Origin of the sequence: Aurantimonas endophytica, assembly GCF_014196845.1 — a bacterium.
Taxonomy (GTDB): domain Bacteria; phylum Pseudomonadota; class Alphaproteobacteria; order Rhizobiales; family Rhizobiaceae; genus Aurantimonas; species Aurantimonas endophytica.
The window spans coordinates 202046-219088 of sequence record NZ_JACIEM010000002.1; the positions used below are offsets into that span (position 1 = coordinate 202046).

Consider the following 17043-nt stretch of genomic DNA (forward strand, 5'->3'; position numbering starts at 1 on the left):
GTCCATGATCAGCGCCCTCCCATCGCGGTTGGAAGTCGGGCGAAACGACCACGGAGGCGTGCGCCCGTGCCTGGGAAGAGGACGACATTCAGCAAGAGCGCGCCGTCATCCTCGGGCTCCGTCCCGAGGATCCAGTGGCGGTCCTTAATGACAGTGACGCCCCTCACGGCATGCTCGGCGTGCAATTTCGGTGTTCCCCTGGATCCTCGGGACGGGGCCCGAGGACGACGGCGGAGGGGAGACTTGGTCATCGTCATGCTCAGACCTCCCGCCGCTCGAAGTCGATCCGCGGATCGATCCACGTGTAGGTCAGGTCGGAGATCAACGCCGTGAAGAGGCCGATCAGCGAGAAGATGTAGAGCGTCGCGAACACCACCGGATAGTCCCGCTGATAGATGCTCTCGAAGCCGAGGAGCCCGAGCCCGTCGAGCGAGAAGATCGTTTCGATCAGCAGCGAGCCTGCGAAGAAGGCGGAAATAAACGCGCCGGGAAAGCCGGCGACGATGATCAGCATCGCGTTGCGGAACACGTGGCCGTAGAGCACCTGGCGCTCGGTCAGCCCCTTGGCGCGGGCGGTGGTGACGTACTGCTTGCGGATCTCGTCGAGGAACGAGTTCTTGGTCAGCAGCGTCGTCGTCGCGAAGGCCGACAGCGCCAAGGAGATCAGCGGCAGGGTCAGGTGCCAGAAATAGTCCGGAATGGTCTGCGACACGCAGCGCGAGGCGTCGAACGCATCCGACCACGGCGCGCACCAGTCGCCGCGAATGCCGTCGGAGAGCAGGCCCCGCAACGGGAACCAGTCGTAGAACGAGCCGCCGGCGAAGAGGACGATCAGCAGCACCGCGAACAGGAAGCCCGGAATGGCGTAGGCGACGATGACGATAGCCGACGTCCAGACGTCGAAGGCCGACCCGTCCTTGAGCGCCTTGCGGATGCCGAGTGGGATCGAGATCAGGTAGGACAGGAGCGTGATCCAGAGCCCCAGCGAGATCGACACCGGCAGCTTCTCGAGGATCAACTCCCACACCGAAATCGAGCGGAAATAGCTCTCGCCGAAATCGAACCGGATATAGTTCCAGAGCATCAGGCCGAAGCGCTCGAGCGGCGGCTTGTCGAAGCCGAATTGCTGCTCGAGCCGGGCGATGAAGGCCGGATCGAGGCCCTGCGCGCCCCGATAGCCGGAATCGCCGCCGCTCTGGCTGGAGCCGAAGTCGCCGCCGCCGCCGGAAACGCGGTCCGTCGCGCCCCCGCCCTGGCCCTGCAGGCCGGCAATGACCTGCTCCACCGGGCCGCCCGGCGCGAACTGGATCACGATGAAGGAGATGGCCATGATCCCGAGCAGGGTCGGGATCATCAGCAGGAGGCGGCGGAGGATGTAGGCGCCCATGGCCGGGTGTCGTCTCCGAGTGGTCGCGCTTGGTGCCCGATTCGGGCTGTGTCACGATGCTTCGTCTTGATAGCCCGCATCGGCGGGTTCCGCAAAAGCCGGCGCTGGCCATCCTGCCGGCAGAACGGTCAGCCGCGCTGGACGGACTCTGCCTTGGCGGCATCGAGCCACCACAGCCGCTCGATCGGCCAGGCATAGTCGGGCTTGGTTTCCTTGAACCCGAATATGTCCCAGAAGGCGGCGCGATGGACGTCCGAGCCGATGTTCGGCAGCCAGTCGAGCCGCCAGCGCAGCACCCGGTCCAGCGCCCGCATGGCGGTGGTGAGGTCGTTGCGGTTGTCGGCCGCGCCCGCCGCAGCGATGAGCGTGTCCACCGCTTCGTCCGCCATGCCGGGATAGTTGTAGGCCCCGGGCCGGTCCCTCGCATCGCTGCCGAAGAACAGCGTCAGGCCCTCCCACGTCGGAGTAGGACTGAGGCTGAAGGCGGCGAGGATCATGTCGTAGTCGAAGCGGTTCACCCGGTCCTGGTACTGCGCCGGATCGACGAGGCGGATGGAGGCGTCGAGGCCGATCCGCCGCAGCGTGTCGATGAACTTGGCGTAGACGCGCTCCTGCTCCTGCCCGAAGGTGAGGAATTCGAGACGGAAGCTCTCTCCGGCAGCATTCACCATCCGTCTGCCGTCGAGCCGCCAGCCGGCTTCGGCAAACAGCGTCGTCGCCTGCCGCAGCAAGGCGCGATCGAGGCCGCTGCCGTCGCTGACCGGCTGCACCCAGACCTCCCCGAACACCTCCTCGGGGACGCGGCCGCGCAGCGGCTCGAGCAGTGCCAGCTCGGCTGCTGAGGGCGTTCCTTTGGCAACGAAGTCCGAGCCCTGGAAGGGGGAGTTGGAATGGATGCGCTGGCCGAACATCAAATTGGCGTTGGTCCACTCGAAGTCGAAGCACATGTTGATCGCGTGCCGCACCCGGCTGTCGGCAAACCGCTCGCGGCGCTGGTTCAGCGCCCAGCACTGGAACTTCGGCCGCTTCTCGCCGGGAAACTCGCGCTTGACCACGTCGCCGCGCGCCACGGCCGGAAAATCGTACTCGGTTGCCCACGCTTTCGAGGTGAACTCCTCGCGGAAGGTGATGATGCCCTTCTTGAAGGCCTCCAGCGCCGGCTGGCGATCACGGAAGAACTCGATGCGCAGGGTCTCGAAGAGATCGAGCCCGCGCGAGAAGGGCAGGTCTTTGGCCCAGTAGTCCGGCCGCTTTCGGTACTCGATGAAGCGGCCGAACTCGAAGCGCGAGACCTCGAACCGCCCGCTCCCGGGTATGCCCTCGCGTCCGACCCGGGCGAACTCCCGGTCGGCGAAATAGGCCCGCGGCATGATCGGCAGGCTCAGCGCGCCAAGCGCGTCCTGGTAGCTCTGGCGCTCGGTGAACCGGATCCGCACCGTCGCTGGATCGACCGCGACGATCTCGTCGAGTTCGCGCAGCGTGACCTGGAGGCTCGGATGGCCCTCTTCCTTCAAGGTCTCGTAGCTGAAGACGACATCGTCCGCCGTCACCGGCGCGCCGGTGGAGAACCGCGCCTCGGGCCGCAGCCTGAAGGTGAAGCCGTGGCGGTCCTCGGAAAGGGTGACGCTCTCGGCCAATGCGCAGTAGATGGCGTCGGGCTCGTCCATCGAGCCGAGCATCAGCCCGTCATAGAGGCTTTCGATCCGCGGCGGCGCATTGCCCTGCAGCACGAAGGTGTTGAGCGTGTCGAAGGTCTCCGGCGACTGGTTGAGGATCCAGTTCGACACCGCGAGGTTCATCTGCCCGCCGACCGGCGCCTCTGGCGAGGCATAGTCGAAATGCGTGTAATCGGGTCCGTATTTGAGGTCGCCGAACGCCGACAGGCCGTGCAGCGGCGTTTCCGTGGGAACCTCGGCGAAGGCTGCCCCGGGCAGGAGCGGAGCCGCACCGGCGGCCAGCGCGAGCTGCGTGAAGCGGCGGCGGGTGAGGGACGTCAGCGCCGTCGCCATCAGTTGGTGGGGGCCGTGTCTTCAGCGGCAGACGTGATCCACCAGGAGAAGGGGTCGAGCCCGGCATAGGCAGGGCCGGTTTCCGGCATGCCGAGCTTGTCCCAATAGGCCAGCCAGTCCTCCGACTTGTACCATTGCGGCACGACGTAATATTCCCAGAGCATCACCCGGTCGAGCGCGCGGGTGGCGGCGACCAGGTCGTCGCGATCCGCGGCGAAGACGATGGCGTCGATCAGCCTGTCGATGGCGGGGTTCTTCAATCCCGCATAGTTGCGGCTGCCGGGCACGTCGGCGACGGTGGAGCTCCAGAAGTCGCGCTGTTCGTTGCCGGGCGACAGCGACTGCGGGTAGTAGGCCATGCCCACGACCTCGAAGTCGAAATTGTTCATCCGCTCGATATACTGGTTGGTGTCGACAATCCGGACATTGGTCTTGATGCCGAGACGCTCCAGCTGGCGGGCGAAGGGCTCCAGGACGCGGGTATCCTGGGGGTCGTTGCCGAGGAACTCGATGGTGAAGGGCTCGCCGGTCGCAGTGTTCACCAGGGTCGTGCCACGCAGTTCGTAGCCGGCCTCCTGCAGCAGGCCCAGGGCCTCGCGCAGATAGACCCGTGCGGAGCCCGTGTCGCCGTAGACCGGCAGCGTGAATTCCTCGGTGAACAGCTCATCGGGAATCTGCCCCCGCAAAGGCTCGAGATATTTCAGCTCGCCCTCGCTCGGCAGGCCCTTGGCCGCCAGCTCGCTGTTCTCGAAATAGCTGGCGATGCGCTCGTAGAGGCCGAAGAACAGCGTCCGGTTCATCTCCTCGAAATTATACGCAAGTGTCAGGGCCTTGCGCACCCGGCGGTCCTGGAACTTGGGCAGCCGGTTGTTCAGGACATAGGCCTGCATCGACTGGACCTGCTCGGTCTCGATCGTCTCGCGCACTACCTGGCCATTCTGCGCCGCGGGGAAATCATAGTCCTCGGACCAGCGCCGGGACATGTTCTCCAGCCGCCAGTCGTCGAGGCCGCCCTTCTTGAAGGCCTCCCACGCGGCGTTGGAGTCGCGCAGATAGACGTAGCGGATGCTGCCGTAATTGTAGCGGCCGACGCGCGTCGGGTGGTCGCGCGCCCAGTAGTCTTCGACCCGCTCCCATTCGATCCACTGGCCGGTGGAACTGCGGGAAATGCGGTAGGGCCCCGAGCCGAGCGGCGTCTCGGATGTCGGCTGGGTGATGTCGCGCTTGTTGCCGGCGGCGTCGGTCCCCTCCCACCAGTGCTTCGGCAGGACGGTCAGGTCGCCCATGATATGGGGCAATTCGCGGTTGCCGGTCTGGTCGAAGGTGAAGGTGACCTCCCGCTCGCCGGTCTTCTCGACCTTGGTGACGTTCTTGTAATAGCCGGTCCATTGCGGATGCAGCTGGGTCAGCGTCTCGAAGCTCCAGATCACGTCCTCGACGGTGATCGGCTCGCCGTCGTGCCAGCGAGCGTCCGGATTGAGCCGAAGCGTCACCGAGGAATAGTCGGCAGGAAAGCGCAATGCCTCGGCAATCAGGCCGTGCGACACGCCCGGCTCGTCCGCCGACTGCTCCGTCAGCGTGTCGTAGAGCAGGCCGCCGCCGAAGGCCGCGAGGCCGGCCGCCGGGGTCCCCCGCACCACGAAGGGGTTGAAGCTGTCGAACGTGCCGACCACGGTCTCGTTGAGTTGCCCACCTTTGGGCGCGTCCGGATTGACATAGTCGAAATGCTCGAAGTCCGGCGGGTATTTCGAGGGGGCGATCAGCGAGTCCGACTCCTGCCATTCGCCCGCGGCCGGATCGGCAGCCACCGACGCCGCTGCTTCGCTGCCAGTCTGCGCCGGCGCGGCTCCGAGACCCAGGCCCATCAGCATGGCAACGAGGCAGGCGAGGGGGGCGGTTCGCGTCGGCAATGGCAAGAGTGGACCTCCGTCAGGATTGCGGGCGTCGAAAGCGAAGACGTTTCAAGACATTTATGGCCAAGGTGCGATGCCAAGTCACCTGACGAAAACTTAATCCCGGCGCGAGGGCGCCGCGGCAGCCCGGAACGCAAAAGGCCCCGGCGTTAGCCGGGGCCTTTTGAGCGGACGATATGGCGAACCCTTCAGTTCGCCTGGGCGCCGGTCTCGTCGAAGGTCGCGAGATAGGCGATGATGTTGGCGATCTCGTCGGCGTCCCGGATGCCGGGGAACACCATCTTGGTCCCAGGCACCAGCTCCCGCGGATTTTCCAGCCACTGCGTCAGCAGTTCCGGGGTCCACGTCGGATGCTCGGCGGCAAACGTCGTCAGCGCCGGCGAGAAGCTGTAGCCTTCCACCGAAGCGACGGTCTCGCCGACGATGCCGTTGAGCTCGGGGCCGATCTTGTTGGCCGCTCCCTCGCCGACGGCGTGGCAGGCAGCACACTTGCGGAATGCGGACTGGCCGGCAGCCGCATCTCCGGCGACGGCAACCGGCTCGGCTGCAGGGGCTGCGGCCCCTTCGGCAGGCGGTGCTGCCGCTTCCGGCGCAGCTGCGGGCGGTGCGGCGGCCGGGGGTGCAGCTTCCGGTGCGGCGGCCGGCGCGGCAGGAGCCGCCGGCGCGGCTGCGCCTTCGGCAGGAGCCACGCTTTCGGCGCCCTCGGCGACCGTTCCCTGGGCACCGGCGGTGGTGTCGCCGGCGGTCGGAGCGGCCGGGGCATTCGCTGCCTGCTCGGCTTCGGCGGGAGTCTCCGGCTGCGTGTCGGCTCCCTGAACGGGCGCTGCTTCGGCGCCTGGCGCCGGCTGCGCCGCGTCGGTGTCGGTGTCGGTGACGGCGGGGGCCTGCGCGGTCTCACCGGCCTCGGGCGACGGATTGCTCGAGGCTGAAGGGTCGGTGACCTCTGCGGCGGCTTCCGCCGGAGCGGCTTCCTCGGCAGGCGCTTCCGGCAGCGGCGCCGGGGTTTCGGCGAGCGTACGCAAATAGGCGATCAGGTTGGCGCGGTCTTCCGGATCGCGCATGCCGGCGTAACCCATTGCAGTGCCGGGCACGTGCCCCTTCGGATCCTCGATGAAGTAGTCCAGGTGCTCATAGTCCCAGACCACCGTGCCGCCCTCGGAGAACGCCTGCAGGGCGGCCGAATAGGAGAAGTCCGACTCGCCGGCGATCGGACGGTTGACGACGTCCCAGAGGTGCGGCCCGACGCGGTTCGCGCCACCCTGCTCGGCGGTGTGGCAGGCGCCGCAGGCGCGGAATCCCCCGGCCCCGGCCTCGGCGTCGGCGGTCTGCATCCGCGCGGCGATCGGCACGGTCGCCTCCTCGGCCGGCGCGCCGTCGGCGCCCTCTTCGGCCTCGGCCACGACGATCTCGAATCCCGGCGTCTCGGGGGTTTCAGCGTGGAACAGCCCTTCCGCGAGGAGGCTCCCGCCGAACAGGACGAAGATCGTCCCGAGCAGGGCGCCGAAGATCTTGTTGGCCTCGAAGGAATTCATGGGCGGAGGAAACCTCTCTGCGATGTCGGGGTCGACGCCGACGTTTTATCCAGCAAAAACGCGCGGAACCTAGGTCTTTTGCGGTTTGATGGCAACAGCTGTAAGACGCGGTTCCGCCGCGTCTATTGTCATCCATGAAGGCGCCATTCAAGCGCTTTCGCACTCACCTCCGGTTCACGTTTCGCCCATGTCCATCCTCGTGCTCATCCCGGCCCGCCTCGGTTCGACGCGCCTGCCGAAGAAGGCTCTCGCCGATATTGCCGGTCGGCCGATGGTCGTCCGGGTCGCCGAGCGGGCGCAGGCCGCGGGAATCGGCCGCGTCGTGGTGGCCACCGATGCGGCGGAGATCCGCGATGCGGTGGAGGCTGCCGGGCACCGGGCGGTGATGACCTCGCCGGATCACCAGTCGGGCTCGGACCGCATCTTCGAGGCTCTTCAGCAGGTGGATCCGGAGGGTGCGGTCGAGACCATCGTCAATGTCCAGGGCGACCTGCCGACCATCGAGCCGGAGGCGATTCGCCAGGTGCTCGCGCCGTTCGAGGATCCGCGCTGCGACGTTGCGACGCTCTGCGTCGAGATCCGCGACGAGGCCGAGAAGACCAATCCGAACGTCGTCAAGCTTGTCGGCTCGCCGACCGGGCCGTCGCGGCTTCGCGCGCTCTATTTCACCCGGGCGACGGCGCCCTGGGGCGACGGGCCGCTCTATCACCATGTCGGCCTCTACGCCTATCGGCGCGCCAGTCTCGAGCGCTTCGTGAAGCTGCCGCCCTCGACCCTGGAGATCCGCGAGCGGCTGGAGCAGCTGCGGGCGCTCGAGGACGGGATGCGGATCGACGCCGAGATCGTCGACACCGTGCCGCTCGGGGTCGATGCGGCTGACGACCTGGAACGTGCCCGCGCCATGTATGGAGTTGCCGTCTGATGAGCGATCGATCCACGAAGCTGCCGCTGATCGCCTTCCAGGGCGAGTTCGGCGCCAACTCTGACATGGCCTGCCGGCAGGTCTTCGGCGAAACGATGGAGCCGCTGCCCTGCCCGTCCTTCGACGACGCCTTCGAGGCGGTGCGTTCGGGCGAGGCCAAGCGGGCGATGATCCCGATCGAGAACACGCTCGCCGGCCGCGTCGCCGACATCCATCATCTGATGCCCGATTCCGGCCTGCAGATCGTCGGCGAGCATTTCATGCCGATCCATTTCCAGCTGATGGTCCTGCCCGGGGCAGGGCGCGAGGCGATCCGCAGCGTCCACAGCCACATCCACGCGCTTGGCCAGTGCCGCAACTTCATCCGCGCCAATGGCTGGAAGCCGCAGGTCGCCGGCGACACGGCGGGTGCTGCCCGCGAAGTCGCGGAGGCGAAGGACCCGAGCCGCGCGGCGCTGGCGCCGGAACTGGCGGCCGGCCATTACGGGCTCGACATCATCGAGCGCAATGTCGAGGATTCGGAAAACAACATCACCCGCTTCGTGATCCTGTCGCGCCCGGATGCGGCGCCGCAGGCGCTCTGGGCGCCGCAGGGCGGGCGCACCGTGACGACCTTCGTGTTCGAGGTGCGCAACCTGCCGGCGGCGCTCTACAAGGCGCTCGGCGGCTTTGCGACCAACGGCGTCAACATGACCAAGCTCGAGAGCTACCAGATCGGCGGCCATTTCGTCGCGACGCAGTTCTATGCCGACGTCGAGGGTCATCCCGACGACGATGCCGTGCGGCTGGCGCTGGAGGAACTCGCCTTCTTCACCCGCCGCGTGCAGATCCTCGGCGTCTACCCCGCCGCCGAAGGCCGCCTCGACGGGCCTGTCGGCGCGCCGGGGGAATAGGTCTCACCCGTCGGCGAACGCCTTGATCAGATGGTGGGCGATGGCGAAACGCTGCGGCACCGACAGGCCTTCCGGATGCGTGCCGGCCAGCATCGCGCGCACCTCGTCGCGGCCGAACCAGCGGCATTCTTCCAGTTCCGTCGCGTCGAAGACGATCGGCGACGGCGTCGCCAGCGCCATGCAGCCGATCATCAGGCTGCCGGGAAACGGCCAGGGCTGCGAGGCGAGATAGTCGACGCGGCTCACCGCGAGCCCCGCTTCCTCCAGCGTCTCGCGCCGCACCGCGTCCTCGACCGTCTCGCCGGCCTCCACGAAGCCGGCGAGGCAGGACCAGAACCTCTCCGGAAAGCGCGGCTGGCGCCCGAGCACGCAGCGCCCTTCGCCGTCATGCACCAGCATGATCGTCACCGGGTCGGTGCGCGGGAAGACGACGTCGCCGCACGCCAGGCAACGCCGGCGATAGCCCGCTGCCTCTGGATGAGTTTCAGCCCCGCACCGGGCACAGAACCGGTTGCGGGCGTGCCAGCCAAGCAGATGCTCCGCCTGGCCGAGCTGGCCCTCGCTGTCCGGGTCGAGCAGCCCCTGCATGGCGATCGACCGCAGATCGATCAGCGCCATGCCGTCCGCGGGCGCGAACCCGTCGGCGAGCCGCGCGGCCAGATGCGGCTCGCCCGCCCTGTCGGTGCCGAGCAGCACGCAGCCGGCGAGCTCGGCGCCAAGCGCTTCGGCCTCGGCGCGGCTGAACAGCGGGACCGGCGACGGCGCATCGGTCCGCAGCAGCCATTTTTCGCCGCTGGTCAGGAACAGCCGCGCCGCCGGATGCGCCAGCGCGTCGGCAAGGCTTGCATCGGTGCGGTGTTCGCCGTCTCGCGACAGCCAGTTGCCGGCAAAGCCGGTGCGAGCGCTGAGCTCTGCCCGCGCGCTCTCCGGACGGTGGTCGTCGTCTCTCATGCCGGCAGCACCGCCTGGCGGATCTGCTCGCCGAAGCGCTCGGCGTCTTCGTCGGCATAGGCTTGCCGCGCGCCGAACCCCCAGACCGGTCCCGGCCAGTTCGGGTCGCCGGCGCTGCGGGCCACGATATGCAGGTGAAACATCGGCACGACATTGCCGAGCGTGCCGATATTGATCTTCCCGGCGCCGGTCGAGGCCTTCAGCGCCTTGGCCACCAGCCCCATCTCGAATGTCAGCATGGTCTGGTCGAGCGGAGTCAGATCATGGAACTCGGTGATGTCCGGGCGTTGCGGCACGAGGATCACCCAGGGCCAGCGCCGATCGTTCATCAGCCGCAATTCGCACAGTCCGAGCCTGCCCACCGCCACGGTGTCCGCCGCAAGACGGGGATCGAGTTCGAAGGCTCGCATTGTCATGATCTCCAGAAGCGCCCGTCTTGCATTTAGGACGCCGATCATCGATATGGAGGCCGGGAGGTTGGTGGTGGACGAGCCACTCGCCAACCGGGTCAGGTCCGGAAGGAAGCAGCCCCAACGAGCTATGGCACGGGTCATCGTGCCAGCCTCCCACCTTTTCCGCCTTTGTGAGAGCCGCGCGCCCTGACGCTGCTCGCGCCGCCGCTCAGTAGAGCCGCAGCAGCACCGGCAGATAGCCCCCCGCCTGCAGCATCTCGACCGTCTCGAAGAACGGCATCGCCGCGAAGAAGACGAGGCCATCGCCCATCGTGCGGTACACCAATGCCATGTCGACGGTGATCTTCGGCACGTCCCGGAACAGCGAGATGTCGGGGAAGAAGCGCGGCACCCGCGCCACGTAGCTGTCGAACGAAGCGCCGAACGCCTCGCGCAGATAGGCCTCCTCCCGCAGGATCACGACCCTAAATGCCGCCGCGCAGCCGACCATGAAGACGAGGCCGAGCACGATGCTGCCCGTCGCCGCCCCGGCGCCGCCGGCGGCGATGCTGGAGAAGACGTAGAGCGGGTTGCGCGAGATCGAGTAGGGCCCTTCGGCGACGATCTCCGCGGCCTTGCGCCCGCCGATATAGAGGGTGCACCAGATCCGGCCGGCAATCCCGACCACGATCAGCCCCAGGCCGACCACTTCGATCGTCTCGTGGATCTCTTCCGGCCATGCCGATCCGACGAAGAGCAGCGCCATGAAGGCGCCGACGAGGATGGCGAAAAGCGCCAGTTTGCGCTGCTGCTGGTATCGTCCGAGAGCCATGATGTTTCCCTGCGGCGCACCCGGCCGCCCGGCATGCCACCGCCCGTTGCGGTCGCGTGGAATCGGGAAGTGTCGTCCGCTCCATTCAAGGCAAAACGACGGCCATGCCGCATCTACGCGACGGGGGTTGCGCCGTCCAACCTTTCGCTTCAGAACCGGGCGGAGCGTGGCATCTCGCCGGGCGGCGATGCCGACCGGGGCGCCTGCCTCCAGATCCGGACCTGACGCGATGAGCGATACCGACAGCGGCACTGCGACGAAACCGGAGGGCGCGACTGCGCCATACCGCGTCCTTGCCCGCAAATATCGCCCGGCCTCGTTCGAGGATCTGATCGGCCAGGAGCCGATGGTCCGCACCCTCACCAATGCCTTCGAGACCGGCCGCATTGCCCAGGCCTGGATGCTCACGGGCGTGCGCGGCGTCGGCAAGACCACCACCGCGCGCATCCTCGCCCGGGCCCTGAACTACCAGACCGAGACGATCGACCAGCCGACCATCCACATGGTGGAGCCGGGGATCCACGACCAGGCGATCATGGAAGGCCGGCATGTCGACGTGGTCGAGATGGACGCCGCCTCCCATACCGGCATCGACGACGTGCGCGAGATCATCGCGCAGGTGCGCTATCGCCCGGTCTCGGCGCGCTACAAGGTCTACATCATCGACGAGGTCCACATGCTGTCGAACCAGGCCTTCAACGGCCTGCTGAAGACGCTTGAGGAGCCGCCGGAGCACGTGAAGTTCGTCTTCGCGACGACCGAGATCCGCAAGGTGCCGATCACCGTCCTGTCGCGCTGCCAGCGCTTCGACCTGCGGCGCGTCGACACCCCGACCCTGATCGCGCATCTCCAGAAGATCGCGGACGCTGAATCCGTTGCGATCGACGCCGAGGCGCTGCGGCTGATCGCGCGGGCGGCGGAAGGCTCTGTCCGCGACGCGCTCTCGCTCACCGATCAGGCCATCGCCCACGGCGCCGGCGCCATTTCCGGCGTCGCGGTGCGCGACATGCTCGGATTGGCCGACCGCGTCCGGATCATCGACCTCTTCGAGACGCTGATGAAGGGCGACGGGCGCGCCGCGCTGACCGAACTGCGCGACCAGTACCAGGCCGGTGCCGATCCCGCCGTCGTTCTCGCCGATCTTGCCGATTTCACCCATCTCGTCACGACGCTGCGCTACGTACCGGAAGCCGCCGAGGACGCGGCGCTGTCGCCGATGGAGGCCGAGCGCGGCCTCGCCTTCTCGACGACGCTGTCGATCCGCACGCTGAGCCAGGTGTGGCAGATGCTCCTGAAGGCGCTGGAGGAGACCCGCAACGCCACGACGCCGCGGCAGGCGGCGGAAATGGCGCTGATCCGCATCGCCCATGCCGCCGACATGCCGTCGCCCGACGATCTGGTTCGGCTGATCCGCAAGGAGGGCACCGACGCCCTGCCGGCGCCGGTGACGCAGCCGACCCGCCCGGCCGAACCGCGCGATCCGCCTAGCGGCGGCAATGGTTCGGCGGCCTCGGCACAAGCGCGCTTGCCGCGGCCTGCACCCAGCGCATCCCCCTCGCGGGCGCATCTCGCTTTGGCCTCGACCAGCCCGGCGCCGGAGCGGGCATCGCCCGAGCAGGTCGCGGCACCCGACATCGGGATCGGATCGCTGGAGGATCTGGTCGCTTTGGCCGAGACGAAGCGCGATTCGCTGATGCGGGTGTCGATCCACCGCTACCTGCGGCTGGTGAAGCTCGTACCGGGCCGCCTGGAAGTGGCGCTGACCCCCGAGGCGCCGCGGACGCTGATCAGCGATCTCACCCGCAAGCTGCACGAATGGACCGGCCAGCGCTGGGTCGTGGCGATATCGAGCGGCGAGGCGATGCCGACGCTCGAGGAAGTCGAGACCTCGCGCCGCGCCACGCTTTTGTCGGATGCGGCGCTCGATCCCGAGGTCGCTGCCATCCTGTCGGCCTTTCCCGGGGCCAAGATCGTCGACGTGCGATTGCGTGGCGAAGCAGAGGCGGTGGTGGCCGTCGAGGAACTCGCCGCTATGGTGGACGACGACATTCTGGATGATCCGTCCGAGATGGACGACGACGAATAGGAGACTAGCGCGATGAAAGACCTGATGGGCATGATGAAGCAGGCCAAGGCCATGCAGGAGAAGATGGCCGGACTGCAGGAGGAGGTCGCCCGCATCGAGGTGACCGGCCAGGCGGGCGGCGGCGTCGTCAGCGTCAGCCTCAACGGCAAGGGCGAGATGCAGGGCATCGCCATCGACCCGAGCCTCCTGCGCGAGGAAGAGAAGGACATCGTTGAGGACCTAGTCGTCGCCGCGCATAACGACGCCAAGGGCAAGCTCGACCTCGCCATCCAGGAAAAGACCCAGGAGATGACCGCCGGCCTGCAGCTGCCGGGCGGCATGAAGTTCCCGTTCTGACGGCGCCGACCGCACCCGCGGATTAGCGGCGGATATTGGCGGGAGCGAGGGCCAGCTGGCCGCGCCCCGCCGCGACAGAGGATAGCCGACCGGCTCGTCATTCATGGCAAAACCCATTGCAGGCCCGGAGATCGAGCGGCTGATCCAGCTGCTGGCGAAGCTCCCGGGTCTCGGCCCCCGCTCGGCGCGCCGGGCTGCCCTCCATCTCGTCAAGCGGCGCGAACAGCTGCTGTCGCCGCTCGCCGCGGCGATGGCCGAGGCGCGCGACAAGGTCACGATCTGCTCGGTCTGCGGCAATATCGACACGTTCGACCCGTGCACGGTCTGCACCGACCATTCGCGCGACCAGTCGACGGTGATCGTCGTCGAGGACGTCGCCGATCTCTGGGCGCTGGAACGCGCCAAGGCGCTGAATGCCGCCTATCACGTCCTCGGCGGCGTCCTGTCGCCGCTCGAGGGCGTCGGCCCGGACGACCTGACCATCCGGCAGTTGGTCGAGCGCGTCCATCGCGGCGGCATCAAGGAACTCGTGCTGGCGGTCAACGCCACGGTCGAGGGCCAGACCACGGCGCATTACCTGATGGACCAGCTGGAAGGGCTCGACGTGAAGGTCACGCGGCTCGCCCACGGCGTGCCCGTCGGCGGCGAGCTCGACTATCTCGACGAGGGCACGCTGGCCGCCGCCATGCGCTCGCGCACGGGGCTATAACGAGTCGCCGACCCGGCCGGCGGACGTTTGCATGACATTTCCGACATCGTGCCCGCGCCGCCGTGATACTGCCATCGAAGCCTGCAGCATCGATCGGACGCAGGCCCGATCCTGCGTCGACTCGTCCCTCTCCGACCTTCGATGGGAAGCCATGCTCCGCACCCTGCTCGCCGTCACCCTGTTCCTCTGTACGCTCGCTCCGGCCGGCGCGCAGAACCTCGATGCCGGCTTCCGAACTTTTCTGGAGTCCGACATCTGGCCGGCGGCGCGCCAGCGGGGCGTGCCGCGCCCGATCTTCGACCAGGCCTTCCAGGGCGTCAGCCTCAACCTGAAGCTGCCGGACCTGCAGCTTCCGGGTTCCGGCGAGGGCGTCGCCGAGACCAACTTCCAGGCCGAGTTCAGGAGCGGCGCCGACTATCTCTCCGAGCGAAACGTCGCCGGCAATGTCAGCCAGGGAAGGGCGCTGCTCCAGCGACACAAGGCGCTGCTCGACCGCATCGTCGCGCGCTACGGCGTGCCGGCGCCGATCATCGTGGCGATATGGGGCCGCGAGTCCGGCTTCGGCGCGGCACGGATTCCGGAGAATGCCTTCCAGGTGCTGGGCACCAAGGCCTATCTGGCGCGGCGCAAGGCGATGTTCCGCGAGGAACTCATCGCCGCGCTGCAGATCGTCGCCGATGGCCATCTCAAGGTCTCCGAGATGAAGTCCTCCTGGGCCGGGGCGCTCGGGCAGCCGCAGTTCATGCCGACGAAATTCCTGGCGCTGGCGGTCGATTTCGACGGTGATGGCCGCAAGGACATCTGGAATTCGGTGCCCGACACGCTCGCCTCGATCGCCCACTATCTGCGCCAGTCGGGCTGGCAGCCGGGCCGCGACTGGGGCTTCGAGGTGGTGGTGCCGGAGGGCGTCTCCTGCGCCAACGAGGGGCCGGATCGCGGCCGGCCGATCTCCGAATTCGCCGCCGCCGGCGTCACCCGCGTCTCGGGCCGGCCGTTCCCGACCAACGAACTCGGAGCGCGCGGTCATCTGATGATGCCGGCCGGGCGCAACGGACCGGCCTTCATCGCGACGCCGAACTTCTATGTGATCAAGGAATACAACAACTCCGACCTCTACGCTTTGTTCGTCGGCCATGCGGCCGACCGCAAGCAGGGCGCCGGGCCGCTCGCAGGCCGGTGGCGGGACACCGACCGGCTGACGCGGGGCGACGTCGCCCGCATGCAGCAGAAGCTGATCGCGCTCGGCTACGATGTCGGCGGCGCCGACGGGCTGGCCGGCTTCAAGACCCGCCGGTCGATCGGCGACTTCGAGGCCAAGAACGGCATGGCCGCCACCTGCTGGCCGAGCCGCGCACTGGCTGGACGGCTGTGAGCGGGGTTTGTCCCCAGCTGATTTAACGTTTCGTTGATGATCCCTGCCAAAAGCTTTGGGTTGTGGCGGCGCGCGTCTATCGCGGGCCCTGGAGCGCTTGTACGCAGGAAGGGTGGAACCCGAGGAGAGTGGGCCGTGATTCGGCCTGCCAAGCGGCGGGAGTTGCCTGGGGAGGCGACACGGACGGTCCGGCAAAACCGGACCGTCCGGCCTTCTCCACTGGCGCGAGACCCGGACATTTTACCGGAATATTCACCGTTTCGATGTTTTCATCGGTTCGCGGTCGGAATTCGTCGCGAAAGCCCCGGTCTGCAATAGTTTTGCCACATCCGTTCCCGATCTCTACACGGTCCGATGGCCGCGATTCGCATCGGGACATCCGACATGGGGGACATGCCGACTTGGAACGCTTCGTCTGGATACCTGCTGGCATCGCCGTATTCGCGGGCCTCGGTTACGCGGCGGCCGGCAATGTCGAGCGCATCGTGGCGAAGCTTCCGCTGGCAGTGACCGACGATGTGACGTTCGTTGCGCCCAGACCCGACGATCGCGTGCGCCTGCCCTACAGCCGCGACGGCGGCGACACCTTCGTCGCGGTGGCGACGGCGGCGCCGTTCGGCGGTGCTGGCGCGGCGGATCCGGGAACGACGATCTCCCTCGACGAAGACGCAAGTTCCGCCGCCGAACTGGCGCGGCTTGCGGCTGCCGGTGACCGGGCTGCCCAAACCATCGACGTCGCCGAACTTCCCGTCGAAGACGGCGAGGCCGTCACCGCCACCAAGCTGTTCGATTCCGATGCGCCGCGCTGGAGTGCCCGGCATTTCGTCGTAAATCCCCTGGTTGGCGGCGTCTTCCGCGGCGACGGTCTGCCTTCGAGCGCCAGCGCTCTCCTGGAAGAAGCGGGTGCCGCTCGCTACGTCCTCCTCGGCGAGATTCACGACAATCCGGATCACCACCGGCTGCAGGCCGATATCGTTTCGGATCTCGCCCGAGCCGGCACGACACCCTCCGTCGTGCTCGAGATGGTGCCGGAGCGTTTGAACACCGCCCTCGAGAGCTTCCGCGACGCGGGTGTCGTCGATCTGGAGGCGCTCGCTCGCCAGCTCGAATGGACGGAGCGCGGCTGGCCGGATTTCTCGATCTATCGCCCGATCTTCGAAGCCGTGGCCCGGAACGATCTGACCATGGCCGCCGGCAATCTCGACGAGGCGGTGGTTGGCGCGATCTCGAAAGGCGGCCTCAAGGCGCTGTCCGCCGATGATGTCGAGCGGCTCGCCCTGAACGGCCCGCTGCCCGAGGCACAGTCAGAAGAACTTGCCGATGCCATCCGCGACGCCCATTGCGGCCTGATGCCCGATGCCGCGATCGAACCGATGAGCGTCGTGCAGCGCGCCCGCGACGGCGCCATGGCCGATGCGCTGATCGGTGCGGCGAAGGAGAGCGGCAGCGCCGTCCTGATCGCCGGGTCCGGCCATGTCCGCAACGACCGGGCGGTGCCCGCCATCATCGCGGCCCGCGAGCCGGATTCCAAGTCGGTCTCGGTCCAGATGGTCGAAGTCAGCGGAGCGGCCGGCTCGCAGGCCGATTACGGGCTGGTCCAGGATGCGCCCGCGCCTTACGACTTCACCATCTTCACGCCGCGCGCGGATATCACCGACCATTGCGCGAAGCTGCGCGAGCAGATGGGCCGCACCGCCGACTGAGCCTGC

General features: G+C 67.6%; 14 protein-coding genes and 1 other RNA gene. 8 read left to right on the top strand and 7 right to left on the bottom strand.

Going from position 1 to position 17043, the window contains the following annotated elements; all coding sequences use genetic code 11:
* Positions 1-259 precede the first annotated feature (259 nt).
* From GGR03_RS08700 to GGR03_RS08715, 4 genes are all read right to left on the bottom strand, one after another.
* A complete protein-coding gene (locus GGR03_RS08700; protein WP_183207253.1) occupies positions 260-1387 on the bottom strand; it encodes a microcin C ABC transporter permease YejB in 1128 nt (375 codons plus the stop codon).
* Positions 1388-1515: 128 nt separating this feature from the next.
* A complete protein-coding gene (locus GGR03_RS08705) occupies positions 1516-3396 on the bottom strand; it encodes an extracellular solute-binding protein (protein WP_183207254.1) in 1881 nt (626 codons plus the stop codon).
* Entirely contained in the window at positions 3396-5267 is a 1872-nt protein-coding gene (locus tag GGR03_RS08710) for an extracellular solute-binding protein (RefSeq protein WP_183207951.1), read from the bottom strand. The genes GGR03_RS08705 and GGR03_RS08710 overlap by 1 nt, the downstream gene beginning before the upstream one ends.
* Positions 5268-5497: 230 nt before the next feature.
* Positions 5498-6841: a c-type cytochrome gene (locus GGR03_RS08715; protein WP_183207255.1), complete on the bottom strand. Its 1344-nt coding sequence runs from the start codon at positions 6839-6841 to the stop codon at positions 5498-5500.
* A 187-nt stretch (positions 6842-7028) separates the two neighbouring features.
* On the opposite strand from GGR03_RS08715, the gene GGR03_RS08720 reads away from it, so the two are divergent.
* On the top strand, positions 7029-7763 hold the full coding sequence (locus GGR03_RS08720) for a 3-deoxy-manno-octulosonate cytidylyltransferase (RefSeq protein ID WP_183207256.1): 735 nt from the start codon (positions 7029-7031) through the stop codon (positions 7761-7763).
* Complete coding sequence (locus GGR03_RS08725) at positions 7763-8656, top strand: prephenate dehydratase (RefSeq protein WP_183207257.1); 894 nt, start codon at positions 7763-7765, stop codon at positions 8654-8656. Before GGR03_RS08720 ends, GGR03_RS08725 begins: the two co-directional genes overlap by 1 nt.
* A 3-nt stretch (positions 8657-8659) precedes the next feature.
* On the opposite strand, the gene nudC is transcribed toward GGR03_RS08725, so the two are convergent.
* Positions 8660-9607 carry an NAD(+) diphosphatase gene (gene nudC, locus GGR03_RS08730; protein ID WP_183207258.1) on the bottom strand — a complete coding sequence of 316 codons (948 nt, stop codon included), beginning with the start codon at positions 9605-9607 and terminating at the stop codon, positions 8660-8662.
* Positions 9604-10017 carry an HIT domain-containing protein gene (locus tag GGR03_RS08735; RefSeq protein ID WP_183207259.1) on the bottom strand — a complete coding sequence of 138 codons (414 nt, stop codon included), beginning with the start codon at positions 10015-10017 and terminating at the stop codon, positions 9604-9606. The genes nudC and GGR03_RS08735 overlap by 4 nt, the downstream gene beginning before the upstream one ends.
* A 62-nt stretch (positions 10018-10079) precedes the next feature.
* On the opposite strand from GGR03_RS08735, the gene ffs reads away from it, so the two are divergent.
* Positions 10080-10177: signal recognition particle sRNA small type (gene ffs / locus GGR03_RS08740), an RNA gene on the top strand.
* 51 nt (positions 10178-10228) lie between these two features.
* On the opposite strand, the gene GGR03_RS08745 is transcribed toward ffs, so the two are convergent.
* On the bottom strand, positions 10229-10831 hold the full coding sequence (locus GGR03_RS08745) for a methyltransferase family protein (protein ID WP_183207260.1): 603 nt from the start codon (positions 10829-10831) through the stop codon (positions 10229-10231).
* 229 nt (positions 10832-11060) lie between these two features.
* Between GGR03_RS08745 and GGR03_RS08750 the strand changes: the two genes are divergently transcribed.
* From GGR03_RS08750 to GGR03_RS08770, 5 genes are all read left to right on the top strand, one after another.
* The gene (locus GGR03_RS08750; protein WP_183207261.1) at positions 11061-12917 is read left to right on the top strand and encodes a DNA polymerase III subunit gamma/tau; all 1857 of its coding nucleotides are present in this window, start codon (positions 11061-11063) and stop codon (positions 12915-12917) included.
* Between the two features lie 12 nt (positions 12918-12929).
* Entirely contained in the window at positions 12930-13253 is a 324-nt protein-coding gene (locus GGR03_RS08755) for a YbaB/EbfC family nucleoid-associated protein (RefSeq protein WP_183207262.1), read from the top strand.
* Positions 13254-13356: 103 nt separating this feature from the next.
* Positions 13357-13962 (top strand): recombination mediator RecR, encoded by a 606-nt coding sequence (gene recR, locus GGR03_RS08760; RefSeq protein ID WP_183207263.1) that lies wholly within the window; start codon positions 13357-13359, stop codon positions 13960-13962.
* 151 nt (positions 13963-14113) lie between these two features.
* Positions 14114-15334 (top strand): lytic murein transglycosylase, encoded by a 1221-nt coding sequence (locus GGR03_RS08765; RefSeq protein WP_183207264.1) that lies wholly within the window; start codon positions 14114-14116, stop codon positions 15332-15334.
* Positions 15335-15735: 401 nt separating this feature from the next.
* Positions 15736-17037: a ChaN family lipoprotein gene (locus GGR03_RS08770; RefSeq protein WP_183207265.1), complete on the top strand. Its 1302-nt coding sequence runs from the start codon at positions 15736-15738 to the stop codon at positions 17035-17037.
* Positions 17038-17043 lie beyond the last annotated feature (6 nt).

What these genes read in the sequence shown, in the direction of transcription:
- GGR03_RS08700 (WP_183207253.1), bottom strand. Translation starts at nt 1,387, where the DNA reads ATGGGCGCCTACATCCTCCGCCGCCTCCTGCTGATGATCCCGACCCTG.
- GGR03_RS08705 (WP_183207254.1), bottom strand. Translation starts at nt 3,396, where the DNA reads ATGGCGACGGCGCTGACGTCCCTCACCCGCCGCCGCTTCACGCAGCTC.
- GGR03_RS08710 (WP_183207951.1), bottom strand. Translation starts at nt 5,267, where the DNA reads ATGCTGATGGGCCTGGGTCTCGGAGCCGCGCCGGCGCAGACTGGCAGC.
- GGR03_RS08715 (WP_183207255.1), bottom strand. Translation starts at nt 6,841, where the DNA reads ATGAATTCCTTCGAGGCCAACAAGATCTTCGGCGCCCTGCTCGGGACG.
- GGR03_RS08720 (WP_183207256.1), top strand. Translation starts at nt 7,029, where the DNA reads ATGTCCATCCTCGTGCTCATCCCGGCCCGCCTCGGTTCGACGCGCCTG.
- GGR03_RS08725 (WP_183207257.1), top strand. Translation starts at nt 7,763, where the DNA reads ATGAGCGATCGATCCACGAAGCTGCCGCTGATCGCCTTCCAGGGCGAG.
- nudC (WP_183207258.1), bottom strand. Translation starts at nt 9,607, where the DNA reads ATGAGAGACGACGACCACCGTCCGGAGAGCGCGCGGGCAGAGCTCAGC.
- GGR03_RS08735 (WP_183207259.1), bottom strand. Translation starts at nt 10,017, where the DNA reads ATGCGAGCCTTCGAACTCGATCCCCGTCTTGCGGCGGACACCGTGGCG.
- GGR03_RS08745 (WP_183207260.1), bottom strand. Translation starts at nt 10,831, where the DNA reads ATGGCTCTCGGACGATACCAGCAGCAGCGCAAACTGGCGCTTTTCGCC.
- GGR03_RS08750 (WP_183207261.1), top strand. Translation starts at nt 11,061, where the DNA reads ATGAGCGATACCGACAGCGGCACTGCGACGAAACCGGAGGGCGCGACT.
- GGR03_RS08755 (WP_183207262.1), top strand. Translation starts at nt 12,930, where the DNA reads ATGAAAGACCTGATGGGCATGATGAAGCAGGCCAAGGCCATGCAGGAG.
- recR (WP_183207263.1), top strand. Translation starts at nt 13,357, where the DNA reads ATGGCAAAACCCATTGCAGGCCCGGAGATCGAGCGGCTGATCCAGCTG.
- GGR03_RS08765 (WP_183207264.1), top strand. Translation starts at nt 14,114, where the DNA reads ATGCTCCGCACCCTGCTCGCCGTCACCCTGTTCCTCTGTACGCTCGCT.